19 protein-coding genes, 9 tRNA genes, 3 rRNA genes and 1 other annotated feature are annotated in these 25,587 nt (G+C 47.7%); all 31 genes read right to left on the bottom strand.

The window, feature by feature from the left end; genetic code table 11:
• Nucleotides 1-57 precede the first annotated feature (57 nt).
• The 31 genes from tgt to rplU all read right to left on the bottom strand — a co-directional run bounded on the left by tgt (nt 58) and on the right by rplU (nt 25,466).
• The gene (tgt, locus tag MKX68_RS17970) at nt 58-1,194 is read right to left on the bottom strand and encodes a tRNA guanosine(34) transglycosylase Tgt (protein ID WP_036616872.1); all 1,137 of its coding nucleotides are present in this window, start codon (nt 1,192-1,194) and stop codon (nt 58-60) included.
• A 35-nt stretch (nt 1,195-1,229) separates the two neighbouring features.
• Entirely contained in the window at nt 1,230-2,258 is a 1,029-nt protein-coding gene (gene queA, locus MKX68_RS17965) for a tRNA preQ1(34) S-adenosylmethionine ribosyltransferase-isomerase QueA (RefSeq protein WP_340913381.1), read from the bottom strand.
• A gap of 7 nt (nt 2,259-2,265) precedes the next feature.
• A complete protein-coding gene (locus MKX68_RS17960; RefSeq protein WP_340913378.1) occupies nt 2,266-4,353 on the bottom strand; it encodes a SpoIID/LytB domain-containing protein in 2,088 nt (695 codons plus the stop codon).
• Nucleotides 4,354-4,459: 106 nt separating this feature from the next.
• Nucleotides 4,460-5,470, bottom strand: coding sequence for a Holliday junction branch migration DNA helicase RuvB (gene ruvB, locus MKX68_RS17955; RefSeq protein WP_091020485.1), 1,011 nt, complete (start codon nt 5,468-5,470; stop codon nt 4,460-4,462).
• Nucleotides 5,471-5,525: 55 nt separating this feature from the next.
• Entirely contained in the window at nt 5,526-6,140 is a 615-nt protein-coding gene (gene ruvA, locus MKX68_RS17950; RefSeq protein WP_062835901.1) for a Holliday junction branch migration protein RuvA, read from the bottom strand.
• The gene (gene ruvC, locus MKX68_RS17945; protein ID WP_017686765.1) at nt 6,137-6,640 is read right to left on the bottom strand and encodes a crossover junction endodeoxyribonuclease RuvC; all 504 of its coding nucleotides are present in this window, start codon (nt 6,638-6,640) and stop codon (nt 6,137-6,139) included. Before ruvC ends, ruvA begins: the two co-directional genes overlap by 4 nt.
• A gap of 308 nt (nt 6,641-6,948) precedes the next feature.
• Complete coding sequence (locus tag MKX68_RS17940; RefSeq protein ID WP_340913373.1) at nt 6,949-7,641, bottom strand: BofC C-terminal domain-containing protein; 693 nt, start codon at nt 7,639-7,641, stop codon at nt 6,949-6,951.
• A 204-nt stretch (nt 7,642-7,845) separates the two neighbouring features.
• Nucleotides 7,846-7,919 (bottom strand) — tRNA-Pro (locus MKX68_RS17935).
• A gap of 7 nt (nt 7,920-7,926) precedes the next feature.
• Nucleotides 7,927-8,005 (bottom strand) — tRNA-Leu (locus MKX68_RS17930).
• 16 nt (nt 8,006-8,021) lie between these two features.
• Nucleotides 8,022-8,098, bottom strand: a tRNA-Arg gene (locus MKX68_RS17925).
• A gap of 6 nt (nt 8,099-8,104) precedes the next feature.
• Nucleotides 8,105-8,179: transfer RNA gene (locus MKX68_RS17920), tRNA-Gly, on the bottom strand.
• Between the two features lie 24 nt (nt 8,180-8,203).
• Nucleotides 8,204-8,281: transfer RNA gene (locus tag MKX68_RS17915), tRNA-Asp, on the bottom strand.
• 27 nt (nt 8,282-8,308) lie between these two features.
• Nucleotides 8,309-8,382: transfer RNA gene (locus MKX68_RS17910), tRNA-Met, on the bottom strand.
• 17 nt (nt 8,383-8,399) lie between these two features.
• A tRNA-Val gene (locus MKX68_RS17905) sits at nt 8,400-8,475 on the bottom strand.
• A 123-nt stretch (nt 8,476-8,598) separates the two neighbouring features.
• Nucleotides 8,599-8,670, bottom strand: a tRNA-Glu gene (locus MKX68_RS17900).
• Nucleotides 8,671-8,674: 4 nt separating this feature from the next.
• Nucleotides 8,675-8,750, bottom strand: a tRNA-Asn gene (locus MKX68_RS17895).
• 84 nt (nt 8,751-8,834) lie between these two features.
• A 5S ribosomal RNA gene (gene rrf, locus MKX68_RS17890) occupies nt 8,835-8,951 on the bottom strand.
• A gap of 75 nt (nt 8,952-9,026) precedes the next feature.
• A 23S ribosomal RNA gene (locus MKX68_RS17885) occupies nt 9,027-11,952 on the bottom strand.
• 317 nt (nt 11,953-12,269) lie between these two features.
• Nucleotides 12,270-13,822: ribosomal RNA gene (locus MKX68_RS17880) — 16S ribosomal RNA — on the bottom strand.
• Together the 16S, 23S and 5S rRNA genes with 9 tRNA genes alongside form the textbook arrangement of a ribosomal RNA operon.
• A 546-nt stretch (nt 13,823-14,368) precedes the next feature.
• Nucleotides 14,369-15,997, bottom strand: a complete 1,629-nt coding sequence (locus MKX68_RS17875; protein WP_340913370.1) for a LysM peptidoglycan-binding domain-containing protein — start codon at nt 15,995-15,997, stop codon at nt 14,369-14,371.
• A 195-nt stretch (nt 15,998-16,192) separates the two neighbouring features.
• A complete protein-coding gene (gene ilvE / locus MKX68_RS17870; RefSeq protein WP_017692630.1) occupies nt 16,193-17,077 on the bottom strand; it encodes a branched-chain-amino-acid transaminase in 885 nt (294 codons plus the stop codon).
• 151 nt (nt 17,078-17,228) lie between these two features.
• Nucleotides 17,229-18,101, bottom strand: coding sequence for a prephenate dehydratase (pheA, locus tag MKX68_RS17865; protein ID WP_340913368.1), 873 nt, complete (start codon nt 18,099-18,101; stop codon nt 17,229-17,231).
• Nucleotides 18,098-19,066 carry a homoserine kinase gene (gene thrB / locus MKX68_RS17860; RefSeq protein WP_340913364.1) on the bottom strand — a complete coding sequence of 323 codons (969 nt, stop codon included), beginning with the start codon at nt 19,064-19,066 and terminating at the stop codon, nt 18,098-18,100. Before thrB ends, pheA begins: the two co-directional genes overlap by 4 nt.
• On the bottom strand, nt 19,063-20,133 hold the full coding sequence (gene thrC, locus MKX68_RS17855) for a threonine synthase (RefSeq protein WP_036605915.1): 1,071 nt from the start codon (nt 20,131-20,133) through the stop codon (nt 19,063-19,065). The genes thrB and thrC overlap by 4 nt, the downstream gene beginning before the upstream one ends.
• Before the next feature lie 115 nt (nt 20,134-20,248).
• Complete coding sequence (locus MKX68_RS17850) at nt 20,249-21,535, bottom strand: homoserine dehydrogenase (RefSeq protein WP_133387123.1); 1,287 nt, start codon at nt 21,533-21,535, stop codon at nt 20,249-20,251.
• A gap of 58 nt (nt 21,536-21,593) precedes the next feature.
• Complete coding sequence (locus MKX68_RS17845) at nt 21,594-22,031, bottom strand: ACT domain-containing protein (protein ID WP_017692625.1); 438 nt, start codon at nt 22,029-22,031, stop codon at nt 21,594-21,596.
• Nucleotides 22,032-22,259: 228 nt separating this feature from the next.
• Nucleotides 22,260-23,570 (bottom strand): GTPase ObgE, encoded by a 1,311-nt coding sequence (gene obgE / locus MKX68_RS17840; protein ID WP_076216952.1) that lies wholly within the window; start codon nt 23,568-23,570, stop codon nt 22,260-22,262.
• A gap of 17 nt (nt 23,571-23,587) precedes the next feature.
• On the bottom strand, nt 23,588-24,385 hold the full coding sequence (locus MKX68_RS17835) for a Spo0B domain-containing protein (protein ID WP_235193928.1): 798 nt from the start codon (nt 24,383-24,385) through the stop codon (nt 23,588-23,590).
• A gap of 90 nt (nt 24,386-24,475) precedes the next feature.
• A complete protein-coding gene (gene rpmA, locus MKX68_RS17830) occupies nt 24,476-24,787 on the bottom strand; it encodes a 50S ribosomal protein L27 (protein ID WP_017692622.1) in 312 nt (103 codons plus the stop codon).
• A gap of 23 nt (nt 24,788-24,810) precedes the next feature.
• Nucleotides 24,811-25,140 (bottom strand): ribosomal-processing cysteine protease Prp, encoded by a 330-nt coding sequence (locus MKX68_RS17825; RefSeq protein WP_036605912.1) that lies wholly within the window; start codon nt 25,138-25,140, stop codon nt 24,811-24,813.
• Nucleotides 25,141-25,154: 14 nt separating this feature from the next.
• On the bottom strand, nt 25,155-25,466 hold the full coding sequence (gene rplU / locus MKX68_RS17820; RefSeq protein WP_017692620.1) for a 50S ribosomal protein L21: 312 nt from the start codon (nt 25,464-25,466) through the stop codon (nt 25,155-25,157).
• 14 nt (nt 25,467-25,480) lie between these two features.
• Nucleotides 25,481-25,565, bottom strand: a sequence feature (ribosomal protein L21 leader region).
• Nucleotides 25,566-25,587 lie beyond the last annotated feature (22 nt).

Here is a 25,587-nt window from a genome sequence, read left to right as displayed (position 1 = left end):
CCTTATCGACTATACATACAGATATTGCTTGTTACGCAAGTTTCCTCAAAAACTCAATCAGAAACCTTTGTCATTGTCATGAAGACCATATTGATCGAAAAATTCATCCCGGAAATCAAGCAAACGATCTTCCATAATGGCTTTACGTACATTACGCATCAAATTCTGCAAGAAATGAAGATTATGGATCGTTGTCAAACGCAGGCCAAATGTTTCATCTGCTTTGATCAAATGACGCAGATAAGCTCTGGAATAGTTGCGACAAGTGTAGCAATCACATTCAGGATCAAGTGGCCCAAAATCAGTTGCAAACTTGGCATTGCGAACTACCAGACGTCCTTGGCTGGTCATTGTTGTTCCGTTACGGGCAATCCGAGTTGGCAGAACACAGTCGAACATGTCCACTCCACGAATAGATCCCTCAATCAACGCATCGGGCGAACCTACCCCCATCAAATAACGTGGTTTATTGGATGGCAACAAAGGTAACGTGTAATCCAATACACCATACATCAAATGTTTCGGTTCTCCAACACTCAGTCCACCAATAGCATACCCCGGGAAATCCATGGAAGTCAAATCTGCGGCGCTCTGACGGCGAAGATCTTCATGCATGCCTCCCTGTACGATGGCAAACAGACCTTGGTCATGCGGACGAGCGTGACTTTCGAGACAACGTTCTGCCCAGCGGCTCGTTCTTTCGAGTGATTTTTTGACATATTCATATTCAGCCGGATACGGTGGGCATTCATCAAACGCCATCATAATATCGGACCCAAGTGCATTCTGGATTTCCATGGCCACTTCAGGTGAAAGGAACTTCTTGTCTCCATTCAAGTGGGAGCGGAAGTTAACGCCTTCTTCCGTAATTTTGCGCATCTCGCTAAGAGAAAACACTTGGAATCCACCGCTGTCCGTCAGGATTGGACGATCCCAGTTCATGAATTTGTGCAATCCGCCAGCTTCACGGATGATTTCATGTCCTGGTCTCAGAAACAGGTGATAGGTATTACTCAAAATAATCTGAGCATCCATTTCTTTCAACTCTTCAGGGCTCATTGTTTTGACAGTCGCCTGTGTACCTACAGGCATAAAGGTTGGTGTCTCAATAATACCGTGAGGTGTATGTACACGTCCCAGACGTGCACCGGATTGTTTGCAAGTTTTGATATGTTCATACGTAATTGCTGCCATTGGTTTTAATCATCCTCTAAAAGTTAATCGTTATACTAATATATCAACATGGCATCGCCGAAGCTGAAGAACCGGTATTTCTCTTGGATGGCTTCCTCATATGCCTGCATAATATGTTCCCTGCCTGCTAGTGCACTAACCAACATAACCAACGTGGATTTCGGGAGATGAAAATTCGTAAGCATCCCATCAATTACTTTGAAGGAATAGCCTGGATAGATGAAAATGCTGGTCCATCCGCTGCTCGCTTGCAGTATTCCATTTTCAAATTTGCTGCCTACCGTTTCCAAAGTCCGGCAGCTCGTTGTCCCAACCGCAAAAACACGGTGTCCATTCTCTTTGGTCTGGTTAATCAGATCTGCCGTTTCTTGTGACAAGGAGTAATACTCCTCATGCATGACATGATCTTCAACAACGTCAACCGACATCGGTCTGAATGTTCCCAGTCCTACATGAAGCGTGATGAAGGCCACATTAACACCTTTGGCACGAATCTGATCCAACAATTCATCCGTAAAGTGCAGTCCCGCTGTAGGTGCAGCCGCCGATCCTTCATGCTTGGCATACACGGTCTGATAACGTTCACGGTCATCCAATGTCTCTTTGATATAAGGTGGCAACGGCATCTCACCCAGACGGTCCAGAATCTCCTGGAAGATTCCATCATACGTAAACGTAAGTGTACGTGCCCCCATCTCGCCTTCTTCTTCAATGATTGCCTTCAGTTCATCGCCAAATACGATCACCGAACCGGCTTTCAGCTTTTTCCCCGGCTTAACCAGTGCTTCCCACTTGTCGCCTTCCACATTTTTGAGCAATAACACTTCCGCTTTTGCTCCGGTATCTTCCTTTGTACCGAACAGACGGGCTGGAAGAACACGTGTGTCATTCAGAATCAATGTATCGCCGGAATTCAGAAAATCGATAATATCGGGAAACGTTTGATGATTAATCTCACCACTATCTTTGTTCAAGGTGAGCAAACGGGATGCCGTGCGATCAAGCAACGGCGTCTGTGCTATCAATTGCTCTGGTAATTCAAAATCATATAAGTTCACATTCATTTTAGTTTCATTCCTTAACAATAGTCGCATTTTGATAATAGTGTTTCAATATTGCCTGGTAATCATACCCTTCATCTGCCATGCCTTTGGCTCCCCATTGGGACAAGCCCAATCCGTGGCCATTGCCCTGACCGATGAACATGTAGGTCTGACCCTGCGTTACCGCTCTGGCTTGACCATCACCACTCATAACTACAAGTGCATTACCGGATGACATTCCCGTGCCAGAAGAAGACAATACAGAGGCACCATTTGAGCCGGTTTTACTGGCTGTTTTGCCGTCAGCGCCTAATACAGTATAACTTCCGGTCCCTGCAATATCAAATAAAGTGCTCGGTAATCCACCTAGTGCAGAGCGGTATGTATCGGCATATTTCACCGTCATAGCCTGTCCGTTGGCAGTGACTTCAAGTGCTCTTCCGGAAGGTCCACGCTTGGTCACTTCCAAGGTTGAGATGGAAGCAGGAACAGACGCTGTTGTTTTACCTTGAAGGGATTTAACCAACTGTGCAGACGTGAAAGGTCCTCTCACCCAAGCATAATCATTGGATTGAGCTACTTTTGCCAGTACAACAGCTTCGTTGCCTGGATTCATTTTAGCTACAGGTTCAACGGTGGATTGAATTAACGGAATGGCACGCACATTGGTATTCTGAGCTGTTACCGTCACTTTAGCCAGTCCTGCATTGGTCTTGGTCGTTAATTCTTTGATGTTATCCTCACGAATGTACCCACTAACGCCTGAGCTGAGCAGCACATGATACCACGTATGTAATCCTGCCTGGGCTGATGTATCCCCCGAGCTAACTACATTGGTGAACACACCTGCTCCACCGTTCCATACCTCAGAAGGATGAGCCGTCTGGCCGCCCGCATTGGAGGAGAATACAGCTTCGATGATTTTCCCACCGCTCTTGACCACTTCTCCAGCAGTTGCATCCACTGCGCTGGTTACTTTATCGTTCTCCGAACCAATCCCGTTATAGGCTTGGCTGAGCGTTGTATCCACAACATTTGCAATTTTGAAACGTTCACCCTGTTGAAGCGCGTAGGAACGAGCAGCTACAGCTTGAACTTTCAGAGCCTCAGCAGGCCAGGAGGAATACACCTCTGCCCCTACGACAGAGTACAGGTATTGTTCCAGCGGAACGACATTGACCAACGCCAGATCACCGCTCACGATGCTGATTTCCATATCTCCACGATACGTTCGCTGGGAACGTTCCACTACTTTGATACCATTGCTATTTCCTTGTACCAATGCTTTGGAATCAGTACCTGCAATGGTGTAATGCGGAGCTGTTTTGAGTGCATCCGTACTTAATCCTGCATCCTGGCGGATGATGAGCCCTGCACTATTGTTGACAGGTGTAAGGCTTACCCCTGGAGCTTTGGCTTCCACACTTTTCTTCAATGCGGTTAATTCCGCATCCGTTGAAGCTTCACCCACCCATACCGCATATGCTTGGCTTCCTCCACTCAGTTGAAGGACTGGATAGACACTACTAACTCCTGCTGATAAAAGGTTGGCTTGTGCTGCCTCTGCTTCCTGAATCGAACCATAGGTTCCAGCAGACAGGCGTTTACTTCCTGTTACAGCTGGCTTTTGACCAGCCAATTGAGCTGCCGCTACCTTTTGTACCCGTGTAACAGCTTGTCCTGCCAGTGCCTCCGTTGCATAGTTGCCTGTGTAGAGCTGGTAAATAGCATTTCCATTCACAGACGTTGTGAACAGCAACGGTTTATCTGCGGTTGCCTGCAACAATTTTGCTGCTGCAGATGCTGCCTTGAAATCCGCTGTTTCCAACACTTTCACTCGAAATCCATCTGCGCTGAAACGGACCTGCCCTGCCGGAAGGCTTACATTTGCGCCACTCTCCGATTGGATGCTCCATTGTCCTGTCGATTCAAGCGTAATGAGTGGTGTAGTTGATTTATACGTACTGCCCAGATTCGCAAACATGGCTACCCGGATCGTCTGTCCATCATTTCCTGCTGCATATGCAGGCACTTGCAGACAACCTACTGTCAAAAGAGCTGCCGCCAGTACCTTCAATCGACGACTCCACTTCTTCGTTCGTATTGCTTTTCCCACAATCAGACTCCTCTCCGTGCATTTCCTTGACTTTATATCGGGTTAACATGTGATTATTTCAATGTTTATGGTGAATTTTCAAATCAGAAATATCCAACAGGTTTGATTATTTCCCGTCTCTTGGTGGAACAGGCAGACCCAGATGATGATAGGCGAGATCTGTTACGATCCTGCCCCTTGGGGTACGCTGAATCATACCAATCTGAAGCAGATACGGTTCATAAACATCCTCGATCGTCTGACTTTCTTCCCCGATTGTAGCAGCAATGGTATCCAACCCTACCGGGCCTCCCCGGAAGCTGTTGATCATCGATTTAAGCATTTTATGATCAATCTCATCCAGGCCACGCGGATCAATCTGGAGACGTTGCAGCGCTTCTTCCGCGAGTGTCTGTGTTATAATCCCATCCCCACGCACCTGTGCAAAGTCACGTACTCGTTTTAACAAACGGTTCGCGATTCTCGGTGTCCCACGTGAGCGTAATGCAATCTCTTGCGCAGCATCTCCCACAATCTCCACACCCAATATTTCGGTAGAGCGTGAGACGATATAAGCCAGCTCATCAACCGTATAGAATTCCAAGCGACTGATAACACCAAATCGGTCTCGAAGTGGAGCAGACAGCAAGCCAGCACGCGTTGTAGCCCCAATCAGAGTGAATGGCGGCAGATCCAGCCGAACAGAACGTGCACTTGGACCTTTACCAATCATAATATCCAATGCCGAATCTTCCATAGCGGGGTACATGACTTCTTCAACCGTACGATGCAAACGATGAATCTCATCAATAAACAGGACATCGCCTTCCTGCAGATTGGTTAACAATGCTGCAAGATCACCCGGGCGTTCTATGGCTGGGCCCGACGTAGTTCTTAGGTTAACGCCCAATTCGTTGGCAATAATGTTGGCAAGTGTTGTTTTACCCAGTCCAGGTGGGCCATATAACAAAACGTGATCCAATGCCTCATTACGAAATTTGGCAGCTTCAATATATATCTTTAAATTTTCCTTCACCTGATTCTGCCCGATATATTCATTCAGATACCGGGGACGAAGGCTCAACTCAACATTTTGGTCCTCCATCATCAGGTTCGCGGAAATAATCCGATCATCCATGTTCATCCCTACCTTTTTTTGCAGGCTACAGCTATATTATAATATGCAAATTGTATTATCCCGTAAACAGCATTTGCAGCGCCTTTTTCATTAACACATCAACGGAATCCGCTGTAGTAACATCCTTTTTCATTTTGAGCCATACTTTATCAAGCTCACTGTCAGTATACCCAAGTGCCTTGAGACCTTCACGTGCCTCATCCCAAGCTGAACCACTTCCCGACTCTTCCGATGGAGGAGCGAACAAACCCGTTGCATACGCTGCCGCGCCAAAACTATCCAGCTTATCCTTGAGATCCAGGATCATGCGTTGTGCAGTCTTCTTGCCGATACCTGGCAATTTGGTCAAAAACGTAAGATTCTCCTGATAAATCGCCGTAACCACATGTTCTGGTGTACCTCCAGCGAGTATGCCCAGTGCTACTTTTGGACCAATACCGGATACTTCAATCAGTTTACGGAACAACCGTTGCTCATCCCGTGTAACAAATCCAAACAGCAACATCGCATCCTCACGCACATGATGGTGAGTGTACACGGTAATTTCGCCTTCTTGCTTCGCAAACGCAAATGGATTTGGACAGAATACGCGATACCCTACACCATGAACATCCAGCACAATATAATCATTCTCTACATGAATGAACTGTCCTCTTAGAAAATCAATCATTTTCGCAATACCTCATTCAACTTGGAATTTAATGTATAAGAGTGTGCGTGGCACACGGCTACAGCCAATGCATCCGCTACGTCATCCGGCTTAGGAACGACCTGAAGACGCAAGAACATTTTGACCATCTCCTGTACTTGCTTCTTCTCCGCTTTACCGTACCCCACAACGGCCTGCTTGATCTGCATTGGCGTATATTCTGCAATAGGCAAACCCTTCTGTGCGGCAGCGAGTACCATGACCCCTCTAGCCTGACTGACAGACATCGCTGTTGTAACGTTCCGATTGAAAAAAAGCTTCTCCAGCGCTACTGCGTCCGGTTTGTATTTATCAATCAATTGCACCATACCTTCATATACGTGAAGCAACCGTTCCTCTTCAGGGGTATGAGCTTCCGTCTGAATACATCCATATTGTACGGGTACTACCTTACTGCCGATTTTATCCACAAAACCAAAACCAACAATCGCAATCCCCGGGTCAATTCCCAAAAAACGCAAAACCATCTCTCCCTCACAAAAGCGAACATATGTATCGTTCATTTCATTATAACAAAAGATAGACCCTGCGGCAGGAAAAACTTTGTCTAACTGATTACTCGTCTTTATTCGTGGATTTTTTACATGTTTATTCGTATTTTCATGTATTTCAATTCAAACGACAAAAAGGACATCTCTTCGATGTCCTTCACCACATTCCACGTATTTTAGATTCTATCGCTTGGTTACGTAAACCACCAATGTTATTGCTATTGCCACCATCGTTTCAGTACTTCACAATCTTAATACTGTAGGTGAGGACGTTTGGATTAACCGCCATTGCGGATTAAATGATGGTCTTCATCCACGGCATAGTCACTGAACGTAGAGATCACGCTATCATATTCATCCTTGTCCTGAATCCGAATACCCTGTTGCAATTGCTCCAACACCCCTTCAGGCAAAGAACTTTCCAACGTCCCAACATCCAATTGAAAGAACGTACGAATAACCTTCTCTTCTCCAGGCTTACCCTCGTACAAATTAAGGTTCCCTACAGCATCTATGCTGATATAAGCCTGCTGTTTACAAAGCGGTGAAAGGTCATCTACACGTTGCTTCAAATGTAACTCATCTGATGTTCCAACGGTAGCATCCCATTCCGGATGTTGAGCCAGAAGCATCTTCAACTGCGGTCTAGCCATCTTGCCTAACTGCTCTGTCTCCACTCCGCAGATGTACTGTGTTTCCAAAACCACACTTGTTAAATGATCCAGATCAGAATCAAGTTGCTCTACTAACGCCTGAATCTCCTGTTCAGATCTTGTTTCCTGCGTAACAGGGCCCATCACACTCGTTGCCTCACTAAAATTAGTTGTCAGCAAACGCTCTATCGCCGATGAGATAGACAACCCGCTGTAAGCCAATATCGTAACTGCAAGCAGAGCCGCCGTCATCCATACTGTTCGTTTCCACCGTCTCCAGCGTCTCTTGAATTGTTTTCTGAAGTTAAACGTGTTCACATGAACCCCTTCTATCACTTTTTAAACCTATTGTGACCTAAAGATTGAGGCTTTATGCACAACTAGCTTATCGTCTGAAGAAGGAACACGCATGTGTTAGGTTAGAGAACTTGTCATAGTGAATACCGGAACCTGCATTTATAGAATCTTATATAGATAAATATAAAAAAGCACTATCTATAATTAGATAGTGCTTTTTAGAGATCGGGATGACACGATTTGAACATGCGACCCCCTGGTCCCAAACCAGGTGCTCTACCAAGCTGAGCTACATCCCGTTATATATACCGGCGAGAGGACTCGAACCTCCACGGTTTCCCACTCGATTTTGAGTCGAGCGCGTCTGCCATTCCGCCACGCCGGCAAATTTGAAGTTATAATGGCGCGCCCTGAGAGATTCGAACTCCCGGCCTTTTGATTCGTAGTCAAACGCTCTATCCAGCTGAGCTAAGGGCGCAAATAATGGAGCGGAAGACGGGAATCGAACCCGCGACCCTCGCCTTGGCAAGGCGATGCTCTACCGCTGAGCCACTTCCGCATACGGTATTAATTAATATAAAAATGGCGGAACCGACGGGATTCGAACCCGCGATCTCCTGCGTGACAGGCAGGCATGTTAGGCCAACTACACCACGGTTCCAGATCACTTTCTCAAAGGAAAGTATAATTGCGGGGGCAGGATTTGAACCTGCGGCCTTCGGGTTATGAGCCCGACGAGCTACCGGGCTGCTCCACCCCGCGTCGTTATAAAGTTTATATGGTGGAGGCTGAGGGGATCGAACCCCCGACCCTCTGCTTGTAAGGCAGATGCTCTCCCAGCTGAGCTAAGCCTCCATCTATATGACCCGTAGGGGATACTCTCACTTCGTTCGAGACTGCGAAGCAGTTGCTAACGAGGTATATCCTCCGACGAACCTTTGGGATTCTCATCCTTTGTTGAAGCTATAAATATAGCTATGACCCGTAGGGGATTCGAACCCCTGTTACCTCCGTGAAAGGGAGGTGTCTTAACCCCTTGACCAACGGGCCTTACTGGCTCCCCGAACAGGGCTCGAACCTGTGACAACTCGATTAACAGTCGAGTGCTCTACCAACTGAGCTATCAGGGAATAATATGCATTTGCAGGGCAAATGCAATTCATCGTACAACGTCCACATGCAGAGCCTGTTTTCTATGTATGATGAAAGAGTTCGCTTGGCGGCGTCCTACTCTCCCAGGACCCTGCGGTCCAAGTACCATCGGCGCTAGAGGGCTTAACGGTCGTGTTCGGGATGGGTACGTGTGGAACCCCTCCGCCATCGCCACCAAACGCGTAGCTTACATTTCAGAGATCGTTCTCTGAAAACTAGATTCGAAACGAAACATGCGAATTACAACTTGCTAATTGGATAAGCCCTCGACCGATTAGTACTGGTCAGCTCCATGCATTGCTGCACTTCCACCCCCAGCCTATCTACCTCGTCGTCTTCAAGGGGTCTTACATACTGGGAAATCTCATCTTGAGGGGGGCTTCACGCTTAGATGCTTTCAGCGTTTATCCCGTCCGTACATAGCTACCCAGCGGTGCTCCTGGCGGAACAACTGGTACACCAGCGGTACGTCCATCCCGGTCCTCTCGTACTAAGGACAGCTCCTCTCAAATTTCCTACGCCCACGACAGATAGGGACCGAACTGTCTCACGACGTTCTGAACCCAGCTCGCGTACCGCTTTAATGGGCGAACAGCCCAACCCTTGGGACCTACTTCAGCCCCAGGATGCGATGAGCCGACATCGAGGTGCCAAACCTCCCCGTCGATGTGGACTCTTGGGGGAGATAAGCCTGTTATCCCCAGGGTAGCTTTTATCCGTTGAGCGATGGCCCTTCCATGCGGTACCACCGGATCACTAAGCCCGACTTTCGTCCCTGCTCGACTTGTAGGTCTCGCAGTCAAGCTCCCTTATGCCTTTGCACTCTTCGAATGATTTCCAACCATTCTGAGGGAACCTTTGGGCGCCTCCGTTACTCTTTAGGAGGCGACCGCCCCAGTCAAACTGCCCACCTGACACTGTCCCCGCACCGGATTACGGTACCAGGTTAGAACCTAGATACGATCAGGGTGGTATCCCAACGTTGCCTCCACGCAAGCTGGCGCTCACGTTTCAAAGGCTCCCACCTATCCTGTACAGATCGTACCCAAATTCAATATCAAGCTGCAGTAAAGCTCCATGGGGTCTTTCCGTCTTGTCGCGGGTAACCTGCATCTTCACAGGTATTAAAATTTCACCGGATCTCTCGTTGAGACAGCGCCCAAGTCGTTACGCCATTCGTGCGGGTCAGAATTTACCTGACAAGGAATTTCGCTACCTTAGGACCGTTATAGTTACGGCCGCCGTTTACTGGGGCTTCGGTTCACAGCTTCGGATTGCTCCTAACCACTCCCCTTAACCTTCCAGCACCGGGCAGGCGTCAGCCCGTATACTTCGCCTTACGGCTTCGCACAGACCTGTGTTTTTGCTAAACAGTCGCTTGGGCCTTTTCACTGCGGCCCCCTCGTGCTATTCACACTACCGGGGCACCCCTTCTCCCGAAGTTACGGGGTCATTTTGCCGAGTTCCTTAACGAGAGTTCTTCCGCGCGCCTTAGAATACTCTTCTCGCCTACCTGTGTCGGTTTGCGGTACGGGCACCATCACCTGGCTAGAGGCTTTTCTTGGCAGTGTGAGATCATGACCTTCGCTACTATAATTTTCGCTCCCCATCACAGCTCAGCCTTACAATGTGCGGATTTGCCTACACATCAGCCTTACTGCTTAGACGGACATCCATCAGTCCGCGTCACTACCCTACTGCGTCCCCCCATTGCTCATAACGGCTTACGGTGGTACAGGAATTTCGACCTGTTGTCCTTCGACTACGCCTTTCGGCCTCGCCTTAGGTCCCGACTTACCCTGAGCGGACGAGCCTTCCTCAGGAACCCTTAGGCTTTCGGCGGATCAGATTCTCACTGATCTTTTCGTTACTCATACCGGCATTCTCACTTGTATAATGTCCAGCGCTCCTTACGGTACACCTTCAACCCTTATACAACGCTCCCCTACCCCTGATGCAAAGCATCAAGCCATAGCTTCGGTGGTGTGTTTAGCCCCGTTACATTTTCGGCGCAGAGTCACTCGACCAGTGAGCTATTACGCACTCTTTCAATGGTGGCTGCTTCTAAGCCAACATCCTGGTTGTCTGTGCAACTCCACATCCTTTCCCACTTAACACACACTTGGGGACCTTAGCTGATGGTCTGGGCTGTTTCCCTTTTGACAATGGATCTTAGCACTCACTGTCTGACTCCCGGAAGTAAGTCTATGGCATTCGGAGTTTGACTGAGCTTGGTAACCCTTGCGGGCCCCGCACCCAATCAGTGCTCTACCTCCACGACTCTGTTTTCCGAGGCTAGCCCTAAAGCTATTTCGGGGAGAACCAGCTATCTCCGAGTTCGATTGGAATTTCTCCGCTACCCCCACCTCATCCCCGCATTTTTCAACATGCGTGGGTTCGGGCCTCCAGTGCGTGTTACCGCACCTTCACCCTGGACAGGGGTAGATCACCCGGTTTCGGGTCTACGTCCACGTACTAAGTCGCCCTATTCAGACTCGCTTTCGCTGCGGCTCCGGCTCTTCACCTTAACCTTGCACGGGAACGTAACTCGCCGGTTCATTCTACAAAAGGCACGCCATCACCCCTAAAACGGGCTCTGACTTTTTGTAAGCACACGGTTTCAGGTTCTATTTCACTCCCCTTCCGGGGTGCTTTTCACCTTTCCCTCACGGTACTGCTTCACTATCGGTCGCTAGGAAGTATTTAGCCTTGGCAGATGGTCCTGCCGGATTCATACGGGGTTTCACGTGCCCCGCACTACTCGGGATCCGTCTCGGAGGGAACCAACTTTCAACTACAGGGCTTTTACCTTCTTTGGCGGGCCTTTCCAGACCTCTTCACTTAACCGGTTCCTTTGTAACTCCATGTGAGACGTCCCACAACCCCAAAGAGCAAGCTCTCTGGTTTGGGCTTCTCCGCGTTCGCTCGCCGCTACTGACGGAATCACTATTGTTTTCTCTTCCTCAGGGTACTTAGATGTTTCAGTTCCCCTGGTATGCCTCACACTAACCTATGTATTCAGTTAGGTGTAACTGGAAATTACCCCAGCTGGGTTTCCCCATTCGGACACCCCCGGATCAAAGCTTGCTTACAGCTCCCCGAGGCAGTTTCGTTGTTCGCCACGTCCTTCATCGGCTCCTAGCGCCTAGGCATCCTCCGTGTGCTCTTAGTAGCTTAACCATTTTGTTCCGGTTTCGGTCGCTCGCTTCCCTTGTTTTGCTTGCGCAAAGCCAAAAGTCACTCTCACCCGATACCATCACAAAAGCAATTTGACTACCGTTTTTATTGAAACTTGTTTAACACAAGTTCAGCTAAAAAGGAATGTTCTAATTCGCGTTTGTTTCGTTTCGATATCTAGTTTTCAAAGAACAAGCTCCATGCAAAAGCAAGCTGTTTGAGAGTTTGAGCTCTCAAAACTGAGCAACGAGTGAGTAACTAGCCGACCTGGCTAGATTTTGTATTTGAATGTTTCCGTTGCAGGAAACGATTCTCCATAGAAAGGAGGTGATCCAGCCGCACCTTCCGATACGGCTACCTTGTTACGACTTCACCCCAATCATCTATCCCACCTTCGGCGGCTGGCTCCTTGCGGTTACCCCACCGACTTCGGGTGTTATAAACTCTCGTGGTGTGACGGGCGGTGTGTACAAGACCCGGGAACGTATTCACCGCGGCATGCTGATCCGCGATTACTAGCAATTCCGACTTCATGCAGGCGAGTTGCAGCCTGCAATCCGAACTGAGACCGGCTTTGTTGGGATTGGCTCCATCTCGCGATTTCGCAGCCCGTTGTACCGGCCATTGTAGTACGTGTGTAGCCCAGGTCATAAGGGGCATGATGATTTGACGTCATCCCCACCTTCCTCCGGTTTGTCACCGGCAGTCTATCTAGAGTGCCCATCCGAAATGCTGGCAACTAAATATAAGGGTTGCGCTCGTTGCGGGACTTAACCCAACATCTCACGACACGAGCTGACGACAACCATGCACCACCTGTCTCCTCTGTCCCGAAGGAAAGATACATCTCTGCATCGATCAGAGGGATGTCAAGACCTGGTAAGGTTCTTCGCGTTGCTTCGAATTAAACCACATACTCCACTGCTTGTGCGGGTCCCCGTCAATTCCTTTGAGTTTCAGTCTTGCGACCGTACTCCCCAGGCGGAGTGCTTAATGTGTTAACTTCGGCACCAAGGGTATCGAAACCCCTAACACCTAGCACTCATCGTTTACGGCGTGGACTACCAGGGTATCTAATCCTGTTTGCTCCCCACGCTTTCGCGCCTCAGCGTCAGTTACAGCCCAGAGAGTCGCCTTCGCCACTGGTGTTCCTCCACATATCTACGCATTTCACCGCTACACGTGGAATTCCACTCTCCTCTTCTGCACTCAAGTCACCCAGTTTCCAGTGCGATCCGGGGTTGAGCCCCGGGATTAAACACCAGACTTAAATGACCGCCTGCGCGCGCTTTACGCCCAATAATTCCGGACAACGCTTGCCCCCTACGTATTACCGCGGCTGCTGGCACGTAGTTAGCCGGGGCTTTCTTCTCAGGTACCGTCACCTTGAGAGCAGTTACTCTCCCAAGCGTTCTTCCCTGGCAACAGAGCTTTACGATCCGAAAACCTTCATCACTCACGCGGCATTGCTCCGTCAGGCTTTCGCCCATTGCGGAAGATTCCCTACTGCTGCCTCCCGTAGGAGTCTGGGCCGTGTCTCAGTCCCAGTGTGGCCGATCACCCTCTCAGGTCGGCTACGCATCGTCGCCTTGGTGAGCCGTTACCCCACCAACTAGCTAATGCGCCGCAGGCCCATCCCCAAGTGACAGATTGCTCCGTCTTTCCAGTTTCCTTCAGGCGAAGAAAACAATTATTCGGTATTAGCTACCGTTTCCGGTAGTTGTCCCAAACTTGAGGGCAGGTTGCCTACGTGTTACTCACCCGTCCGCCGCTAAGTATCAAGGAAGCAAGCTTCCTATCAACTCCGCTCGACTTGCATGTATTAGGCATGCCGCCAGCGTTCGTCCTGAGCCAGGATCAAACTCTCCAATAAAGTATTGAAAAGAGCGATAAGCTCATTTTGAATCTGACGAGATTAAAAATCTCATTTGTGCTCCAGTCGATCCAAGCCAAGGCTTGTCTCAACTTTCGCGTTCATTCTGCAAGCAGAATGTTTACTCACTCGTTGTTCAGTTTTCAAAGATCAAACTTGTTTCGTTATCTCTTGCGTTTCTCGTGTCAGCCGTGTGTTTCAGCGGCGACTTAAATAATATATCATACGGCTGAATGTAATGCAACAGTTTTTTTCATTTCTTTTCTGTTAGTAGTTTTGCATTAGCTAGAGCTATTATATTCGTTCCCTATCTTGTCCTATCATACTAGGTTACGCTCATAGGGTACTAATATTTTAACACATTTATGAAAGGGTTTACAATAACTTCTTAATAAAATACTTTCTATCATTTCCTGAGCAACTATATCTCCGTTGTGTGCAACTCAATGTTCACTCAGGTAAGCGGGAAGCCAGCTCTCTATTGCAGAGCTGGCTTCCCGCTTATATAACAGGTACCTCACTTATTCATCAATCGCAATCCTCAGGTTAGTTTTGTATCCATGGATTACGACGCTTTTTATCGGATTTCCGTTGGTTGGAAGTAGCCGCACCCTCTCTGGATGTTTTCCCGGACACGGATACCTTGGATTTATTCTTCAGAGGAGCCTTGCTTGTTCTGCGTTTTGCAGCTGGCGGCTTATTCCCCGCTTGCTTGGACTTCCCTTCCGAGTCTGATCCTACCTCTTCAATTGCTACCTGGCTTAAGTTAGCGTCTTCACGCCCCCCTTTTTTACCACCCTGGCCTTGCCCTTGAGGAGGATACATTTCACCAAATGCTCCAAGCGGGGACGGCGGAACCATGTTCTGAGTAGGGTACGGATTCTGATAAGCGTACTCTATTGGCTGGTTTGGCATCGTTGATGTGGACATTTCAGGCGGCATACCGTACGAAGGACCATACATATTCCAAGCCGGATCCTGATAGCCATGAGAAGGATAAGTATACTGAGGCATATGTGTATGTGAGCCACATCCGCATGGAGGGTACGGAAGCATTGAGTATGGAGATATGAACGGCGGCTGATGATTCATATGACTAGGCGCCACATACGTCGGGAATGGACTATTCACTTCGCTAGCTGGCGCAATCGGAAATGAGTTATTTTGCATGTCTGCGGACAGATTCGGCATAACGTTATTGTGGTTATAACCCTGCTCTGCGCCAGTCCACGGACTGTTAGGCAGATCAGTGCCACTATAAGGACTAACTTCCGAAATCCCTGGAAACGACGCATTGTTACTCGCTCCTGCCGTGTACATGTCTTGCTGAGCACCATACACCTCTTGTACAGGAACCGGGATTTGAACATAAGGGTGCTCGGCTGGCGCATGATGCAACTTATTACCACAACCACAAGGCTTTTTCGTTGCTGGTGCAACCTCAGTTGGAGACTTTGTATTAGGCATTACAGGCAAAGGCATAATTTCAGGCGAAAGATTAGGCATTGTGTATTTCTTGGATTCTGCTACCGGTTTTACATGAACTTCGGGTTTAACCTCTTCTTTTTTGTGCGTTTCCTTTTCAGGTTTCACTTCAGGAAGCTCCGGTAACTGCGGCAGTACCTCCAGTTCAGGCTTCACATTCGGCTTCTCCGTATTGGCTGGTGGTGGAGCAGGCACCGGGACCGGAACAGGAACCTCTGCTACCGGAGCAGGAGGAGTTGGCATAACTGGCGCCGGTGGTTCCGGTTCTTTGACTCCCGTGTATTCCTTACCTTCAGGTGACAACTTTTCATGAGCAGCAATGTTGCTGGCACCCGAATTAGATGTGCTGTTTCCTTGTGCGTGCATAGATGGAATATAAACTGTCTCCCCCACCAGCAGAGCGTTCGGATTCTTCAACTGTGGATTGGCATTGATCATATCTTTTAAAGGAACTCCCCAGGCTTGTGCCAACTTCCATAACGAATCTCCTTGCTGCACCTTGTGACTGTGGAGCACACCCTCCGGCTTCGGTGTTACTGGTTCTGCAGGAATTTTGATCTTCATGCCGATATCCAACTTGTCGGGATTTGTGATTTGCGGATTAGCCGCGATCAATTTGTCCAGCGCTACATTGTATTTTTGGGACAGCAGATATAATGTGTCGCCTTTTTTCACCATGTGTATTTTCACAGGGAACTAACCTCCTAGACGTCATACTTGGGCAGTACATTCGCCCATACCGTTACTACATCCTATGCAGAAACCGGGCTAATGACATCAACTAAACAAAAAAAATCCTCCTGTCTCTAAAATCCCCATACACCAGGTATGCAGAATTTTATCGGACAAGGAGGATTCCTGTTCCCTATGCTATGCAATTCTAACTTAAGATTCCCACACTTTATATCCATCTTTGTCAACAATCTGACGAAATGCTTCCAGCAGTCTCAGCGTTACCGGGCCTGCTACTCCCGTACCAATTGTTCTTCCATCGACTTCATATGCAGCGATAACTTCTGCAGCTGTCCCGGTGAAAAAGACTTCGTCTGCGATATACACATCATGCAGGGTGAATGGCACTTCTTTTAATTCAAGCTCCAGTTCGCCACATAGATCGATAATGGCTTGACGTGTAATCCCTTCAAGTGCTCCGAGATAACAAGGCGGCGTATACACTACACCATTTTTGATGATGAAGATGTTATCACTTGAACCCTCAGTTACGTAACCTTGGGAGTTCAGCATAATTGCTTCACCAGCACCTGAATAGTTAGACTGGATTTTAACCAGGATGTTATTCAGATAGTTCAATGATTTAATTTTTGGATTCAAAGCGTCCGGGATATTCCGGCGTTGGGATACAGACACTGCTTTCAATCCAGTAAGATACGCTTCCTCCGGATAGATAGCCAATTGCTCCACAATGATAATTACGGATGCCTTGGGGCAACGAAGCGGGTCCAACCCCAGATTACCAGGGCCACGCGATACAATAAGACGAATATAACCATTACGCATATCATTGCGGCGCACCGTTTCAGCCATCACTTCCAGCATCTCATCAATGGACAGCGGGATGTTCAAACTGATGGATTTTGCCGAATCATACAAACGATCCAAGTGGGCCTTACATCTGAAAATATTTCCGTTATAGATCCGAATACCTTCGAAAATCCCGTCTCCATACAAAAATCCATGATCATATACCGAAACGGTTGCGTTCTCTTTGGTCACATACTGACCATCCAAATAGATCCATTGTTCTGCCACCGATGACTGCACCTCCATAAAATATCCATTCACTGTACTCCGAAACGTTTATTAACCCGTCCATTGTACACCAAAATGACAAGCCCTTACTTGTTCACTCTACCCAGAATTATGACAACCTTCTAACAATCACAACCAGCATAAAGGTCGATTACCTCGAAGGATATGTATAACAAGGATAGCTACCCAGAACGCGCACCTGACAATTCAATGCCTCAATCTCCCCCATGGCTGCGGTGAGCAGTACCGAATCCACCGTTTCCACAACGTCAATGTAGAAATAGTAACTGCCCAATTGTTTCTTCGTTGGACGAGATTCAAGTCGGGTCAAATTCAGCTTCCGCCATGCAAAAGCCGACAATACCTGATGCAACGCACCCGGTGCATCTTCTGGCAACGTCACCAGCAAGCTGGTTTTCACATGATCCGGTTCACGTGGAATGTTCACAGGTTCATGGCCGATGAGCACAAAACGGGTGTAGTTGTTGTCATGATCTGTAACCCGTTCAGCCATAATGTCCAGACCATGCTTCTGAGCAGCAAGCTTGGTACCGATGGCTACCCATCCCTTACCCGGATTTTTTTTCACAATTTCAACAGCTTCGGCTGTACTGTTCACACCTTCAAGGTTTGCCCCAGGCGAATGTAGCCGAATAAAATTCTGACACTGCGGAATAGCCACAGGGTGAGACATAATCTTGGTGATTTTACTAAAATCATACTCGCCACTCTCTGTCTTAAATTCCGAGCCATGTCCAATTACATTCTGGATGGATGGGTATACCCACTCTGCTTGCATCGGAATGTCCACTTCATTCACAAGCCAGTCCATATGAAGACTAACGGAACCCTCAATGGTATTCTCGATCGGAATAACACTGTATTGTGCATTTCCGCTATCCGTTGCTCGAAAAACATCCGAAATCAGCTTGGAATGAAGCAAATCTAATGGTTCCCCGTTGAAAAGGAAATCAATTGCCTCATGAGAGACTGAGCCTTCAGGTAATACTGCAATTCGTTTCATGCATTAACTTCCCCTTTGATTCTGTCCAGAAAAGGACGTTTGTCTTGATCAGGCAGCACGGTTACACCGTCCAAATCCGGATCGAGCCACAGTGCAGAAGCAGATATGCCCTCCCGCTCCATAGTGTCCAGCAAATATTGTTCCAATTCCGCTTTTCGGGTGTCATGACGATCTACCAAAGTCAATACGGTCGGTCCAGCTCCGCTCAGGGCAGCTCCCAACGCTCCATGATCGACAGCATGTTCCAATATCTCAGCCATGCCTGGCACCAATGATGCCCGATATGGTTGGTGCATTCGATCTGACATCGCCTTCTGAATCATATCCAGTCGTCCACTCGCCAAAGCGGCAACGAGCAGTGAGGATCTGCTAATGTTATGCACCACATCAGACATGCCAAATTGCTCTGGAATCACATTCCTTGCTTTTGAAGTAGACAGCTGGAATTCAGGTACAATAACCAAAGCCTGCAAATCCTGGTGTGGTTCAATACGTATATGATCTACCTGTTGACCATTCCATGCAGCCGTAATAATACCGCCATACAGAGATGCTCCCACATTATCAGGATGCTTCTCAAGGGATGTGGCCATATCCAGAAGCTTCGCATCGGATAAAGGAGCACCAATTAATGCATTCGCTGCTGCCAATGCACCAACGATGGCTGATGCACTGCTCCCGAGCCCCCGCGTAAGCGGAATATCGGAATACATGGAAATCTCCACTTCAGGTACGGACACCCCGGCTTCATCGAATACCATCTGGGCCACTTCGTAAATCAAATTCGATTTGTCTGTAGGCAGGCCTGTCAAATGATTGCCGTGAAGATGAAATGTTGTCTGCTCGGCAGGTTTCATTTCCAACCAGGCGTACAAAGACAATGCCATGCCCAGGGTGTCAAACCCCGGACCGAGATTGGCTGTGCTTGCAGGTATTTTTACAGTTACCTTTTCACGCAAACTCATACAGATTGCTGCTCCAGTTGTGCAATAGCGGCCATTACTGCTTCTTCCGTATCTTCAACAACAAGTGGCTCAGTCGCTACTGTTTTGATCGCAATATTAGGATCTTTCAGGCCATTACCTGTCAGTACACAAACTACAGTCTCTCCGCCTTTAAAGTACCCTTCACTCTTCAGTTTGTATACACCGGCAAGGGAAGCCGCAGAAGCAGGTTCAGCAAAAATTCCTTCACGAGAAGCAAGTGTGCGATACGCTGTCAGGATTTGTTCATCCGTTACATAGTTGATCTGTCCACCAGATTCCTCAGCTGCAGCTACTGCCGTTTTCCAGCTCGCCGGATTACCGATTCGAATTGCTGTTGCTACCGTTTCAGGTTCAAGGATCGGCTCACCTTTGACAATGGCCATCGCACCTTCTGCTTCGAAACCAACCATACGTGGAAGCGTGTTGGATTTACCTGCCTCTTTATATTCCTTGAAACCTTTCCAGTAAGCCGAGATATTTCCCGCATTACCGACTGGAATAGCCAGAACGTCAGGCGCTTCGCCAAGTTGTTCAATTACTTCAAACGCTGCTGTCTTCTGTCCTTCAATCCGGAACGGATTCACAGAGTTTACAAGCGTGATCGGATGTTTGGCTGTGATCTCACGCACAATCTCCAGTGCACGGTCAAAGTTACCATTGATCGCGATCACCTTAGCTCCATAGATCATGGCTTGGGCCAGTTTACCCAGTGCAATGTTGTTATTCGGGATTAGCACGATACAATTGAGGCCACCACGTGCGGCGTAGGCTGCTGCAGCTGCTGACGTATTACCTGTGGATGCACACATGATCGTACGGCTGCCCTCTTCCATAGCTTTGGCAACAGCCATAACCATACCGCGGTCTTTGAAAGATCCCGTAGGGTTCAAACCTTCGTATTTGAAGTAAACATTCAAGCCAAGTTCCTCAGACAGATTCTCTGCATGAATCAACGGTGTATTTCCTTCCTGAAGCGTAAGCAGGGGTGTATTTTCATTAACCGGAAGGTGCTCTCTGTACGTTTGCAAAAGTCCTTGATATCTCATTGTGGGTAAACTCCTTTATGTTTTAATAATCTGAAATGATGACCTGTTGAACCGGATATGATTAACTTGAACGTTATAACTGAAATAATTGAGATGCCGTATGGGATAAGGAGAATTATCCTTCGACCCGGTAAACACTCTTAATGCGGCGAATGACGCTGAGTGATTCAAAATGTTTTAACACTTTATCCATGCTTGCCTTGCTTGCATTATGAGTAACGATAATGATCTCGGCATCCGGGTTGTGCTCATTCGGCTGTTGAACAACCGACGCCAGACTGACATCATACTCTGCGAAAATTTGTGTGATTTGTGCCAATACACCGGCTTTATCGTCTACGTGTAGTAAAATAAAGTTTTTCGACACGATCTGCTCGTCGCTTTGCAGTCGCTTCGTCTTATAAGGCACAATGGCTTTGAGACCGTTCACGCCAAGTTTAAGGTTTTTGGTAACCGCCACAATGTCAGCTACAACCGAAGTTGCCGTTGGGAGTTCTCCCGCACCTGCACCGTAGAACATCGTCTCCCCTACAGCTTCACCGTGTACATATACTGCGTTGAATACACCGTTGACTGAAGCAATCGGGTGATTTTGTCTAACCATTGTCGGCTGAACGCTGATCGTGATCTCATCGCCAATACGGTCCGCAATACCAAGTAACTTCATCTCATAGCCCAGTCTTTTGGCATACATAATGTCTTCACGAGTTACGGAGGATATTCCTTTAACGGTTACATCCTTCAACTCCACATTGGTGCGGAAACCGAGTGTACTCAAGATCGCCATTTTGCGAGCTGCGTCAAGTCCCTCCACATCGGAAGTTGGATCCGATTCAGCGTATCCCAGAGCCTGTGCTTCAGCCAGTACTTCTTCATAGGATGCACCTTCCTGACTCATTTTGGTCAGAATAAAGTTCGTTGTTCCGTTCACAATCCCCATAATGCGAGTAATCCGGTCAGAAGAGAAACCTTCAATCAGCGTACGAATGATCGGAATCCCTCCAGCAACACTCGCCTCATAGAACACGTCACATTGCTTCTCCTGGGCCTTCGCCAAAATCTCTGTACCATGCAGTGCCATGAGATCTTTGTTTGCTGTTACGATATGCTTCCCACGTTCCAACGCTTCAAGAATATACTCCTTCGTCTGATCAATACCGCCCATGACTTCAACGATGACATCAATATCCGGATGACGAATGACTTCCCAAGGATCTTCCGTAAGCTTGGCACGGTCTACAGCAATAACACGTTCTTTCTCTGTATTTTTCACTGCGATCTTCTCGATGACAATCGGCGATCCAACCTGACTGCTCAGATCCTCCTGATTCCCTTCCACAATGCGAACGACTCCCGTTCCGACAGTTCCCAGACCCAACAATCCGACTTTTACTGGTTTCACTAACGATCTACCCCCTAATGTCTATTCTTGTCCGTCAGTCCTGTATGTTAAAGCCTAATTACCCTTGGCCTACAATACGTGTACGTCTTACGCCAGGCATATCTTGCATTCGATCCAGCATTTCACCGATTTCGCCATGAAGATGTGTCGTTTCCACCGAAATGACAACATTGGCTCTTCCTTGAAGCGGGATACTCTGATTAATCGTGAGTACATTAGCTCCATAACCAGCTACATGTCCAAGTACACGTGACAAGATACCCGACTGATGCTCCAGATCAATGGAGATCGTTACAATTCTCTCGCGCTCAAGCTGGTTGATCAGATGAATTCCATCTTTGTACTTGTAAAAGGCACTCCGGCTTAATCCGACCTGTTCAACCGCCTCATGCACTGTTTTAACATCACCAGAAGCCAGTAGTTCTTTTACCTGCATGGTCTTCACCACAGCCTCTGGTAAAATATCTTCCCGTACTAAGTAATAGCGTTCGTTCACAGAACGTCCTCTCCTCAAAGACTCATGTATTCATATAGTGGACATTATATAGGATCTATGGCAAAAGGGCAATACATGACACGCCTATTTTTTGAAATACGTTCCTCACAGTATACAAGTTTATCCCTCTCTCATGTCAGGAAAAAACAAAAAAACGCAGAGTTGCGGGTCAACTCCCCACTTCTCTGCGTTCCTATATCGATCTGTCTCTCCACGGAAGACGGCTACTTAATAGTAACTGCTGCCTTCCACGAATTCGAATTCAAAGTCTCCAATACGCACGATGGTGCCTTCTACAGCCCCGCGCTTACGCAACTCAGCGTCCACACCCATATAACGAAGTGTACGTGCGAGTTTCAGTATAGCTTCATGCGAGTTCAATTGCATCCGTTTCATCATGCGGTCAATCTTGGCACTTTCGACAACGAACATTTCGTTCTCACGCACAATTTTGAAACCATCATCTTCTTTTTTGTCCAGACTGTATACTTTACGTTCAGATACATCTGCTACCTCTTCAACCACTCGCTCGTCTGGAACCTGATCCAGCAGATCAGCTGCACGATAGAGAAGTTCTTGAATCCCTTTCCGGGTCAAGGATGAAATTGGCATCACTTCAATATCAGGTTGAACCTCACGAACTTGCTGTAAAAATTGCTCCAGGTTCGCTTCAGAGTCTGGCATATCCATCTTGTTAGCTGCTACAATTTGCGTTCTCTCGGCGAGAAGCGGATTGTACAACTTCAATTCGTCATTGATTTTCTGCCAGTCTTCAAAAGGATCGCGTCCTTCCGAACCCGACATATCTACAACGTGAACAATAATGCGAGTACGCTCGACATGACGCAGGAACTCATGTCCCAGTCCGACTCCTTCATGCGCACCTTCAATCAATCCAGGCAAATCGGCCATGACAAAGCTTCGGCCTTCTCCTACACCGACCACACCCAGATTCGGTGTAATGGTTGTGAAATGGTATGCCCCGATCTTTGGCTTGGCTGACGAAACAACAGAAAGCAATGTGGATTTCCCAACACTCGGGAAACCAACCAGACCAACATCTGCCATAACTTTCAGTTCGAGTACGATGTAACGCTCTTGTCCTTCTTCACCGTTCTCAGCAAGTTCAGGTGCAGGATTGTTCGGTGTAGCAAATCGGATGTTACCCCGTCCGCCCCGTCCACCACGTGCAATAACAACCTGTTGACCGTGACGTGTCATATCCGCCAGTACTTCTCCACTGTCTTCATCCAAGATGATAGTTCCTGGTGGAATGCGCACAATCATGTTCTCCGCGTTTGCACCATGCTGACTTTTATTACGTCCCTTCTCACCACGCGGGGCCTTGAAGTGACGCTGGTAACGGAAATCCATCAATGTACGCAAACCTTCATCCACGCGGAAAATGATGTCAGCTCCTCTGCCTCCATCGCCCCCGGCAGGTCCGCCGTTTGGTACATACTTCTCACGACGGAACGAAATAATTCCGTCCCCTCCGTCTCCGGCTTTTACATAAATCTTCGCTTTATCTACAAACATTGGTTAACCCCTTCTTCCTATATTCCACACGGCATTCTGAATTGTATAAACGTATCCTCAGACGGAAACTGCTCCGTTCTGACTTTTTTTCCTTTGAGTACGGCAGTAAGCTGCCGCAGTGTTTCCGGATCGGGTGTTTGATCCCCATCCAGTCGGACAACCACATCTCCATGATCCTGTCCGAAGTTTAAGGTCAGTTTGCGAACCTCTCCCCAAGAAGACCGGCCGCCGCCATATTGATAGGCCCTGATTGCATCAGCAATCGCCCCGGTAAGTGACTCGCCATCCTCGGGAGAGACCAGAGCACTAAGCTGCAACTCATCTTCTATTTCCACATGCAAGTCCAGCGCAATTCCACTGGCGCGAAAAGACTGAAGATAAAATACGAGGGAAGGAATACCTAATCTGGAGATTCGGCTTTCTTCTGTAACCCGCTCTTTTATTCTTTCCACACATTGCAAGGATTTATCAAGTTTGCCCAGCCGAAGATATCCATATAACACCTGAAGGTCGTTCATCCAGTCGTGTCGATGATGATTTAATGAAGCAATTGCTGTTTTTTCCATGGATTGTATGATGGCTCTGCGTTCCGCCTCCGCCTGTTTCTTCATCGCATTCACAGAAATGAGCAATACTGCGACGGACCACAATGCGCACACGACGCTTGAGATCATCGCCGGATACAACATAACGAAAACCAAAGGAATCAGAAGTGAACATGCCGCAATCCACGGCACTCTTTTCCAAGATTTCATGGCTTCTCCCCGTTCTACAAAACTCGGTTGGTCTACACCCACCGTAACCAAGTATAACATGTCTTTTCTGCCAGTTCATTATCGAATAACCGTTGAATACAAAAAACCTTCGGCAAAAATGCCGAAGGCTCCTTAGGCGGAATGCCGATATTACGCTTCTACTGCTGCTGCTACAGGAGCAACATTAACAGGGTAGATGCTTACTTTTTTGCGATCGCGTCCCCAACGTTCGAATTTTACAACGCCGTCGATTTTCGCGAACAAAGTGTCATCTTTACCGATGCCAACGTTAGTTCCTGGGTGAATTTTCGTTCCGCGTTGGCGAACGAGAATGCTACCACCAGTTACAGTTTGACCATCAGCACGTTTAACACCCAGACGTTGAGCATTACTGTCACGTCCGTTCTTCGTGGAACCTACACCTTTTTTCGATGCGAATAACTGAAGATTTAATTTCAACATGATTGGTTGTCCTCCTTCTTTGCTTATTTGAATTGCTGTATTTTAATATACTTCCCGTATGACTCTGCAATATTAGAGAGCATAACCACCATGGATTCGAGTAACAATTGTACCTGGGACCAAGTTTCCCCTCTCTCTAACAAAGGTAAAGAACCGCTTAAAAAGCCATTCTTCATCTTGGCATCCATTTCGACACCGGTCAATGTTTCAATCGAGTTCACCGTACCCACTGTAACAGCGGATACCCCGGCACATACGATGTCTTCTCCCCGCTTGGCAAAATTAGCATGCCCTTCAATGGAAAAACGTTCGATGTTCCCGTCCTCATCACGAAAGATTTGAACGATAATCACTTATCGCACCTTCTTTACGCTTTGATTGTTTCGATAGTTACTTTAGTGTACGGTTGACGGTGACCTTGCTTCACATGGTAGTTCTTTTTAGGTTTGTATTTGTATACGATAACCTTTTGTCCTTTGCCATGTTTCTCCACTTTAGCCGTTACAGTAGCTCCGGAAATCAATGGTGTACCTGCTGTCAAACCTTGATCGTTAGATACAGCCAGGACACGGTCGAACGTTACGCTTTCGCCATCGTTCGCAGTCAATTTCTCGATGAACAGAACATCGCCCTCTTGGACTTTGTACTGTTTGCCGCCTGTTTCAATAATTGCGTACATTTGCCTTGCACCTCCTCATGTCTCAGACTCGCCCGTTCTCAGGTGACAGTGTCCTTGCGGAACTGTTCTTATACCCGGCCAGTGCGGTTACAGCATGTGCAAGACCATTAGGCTAAACACA

This window comes from Paenibacillus sp. FSL M8-0212 (assembly GCF_038004645.1).
Lineage (GTDB): Bacteria > Bacillota > Bacilli > Paenibacillales > Paenibacillaceae > Paenibacillus.
The sequence above is the reverse complement of the archived record's forward strand: the minus strand, read 5'-3'. Positions and strand labels throughout refer to the sequence as shown.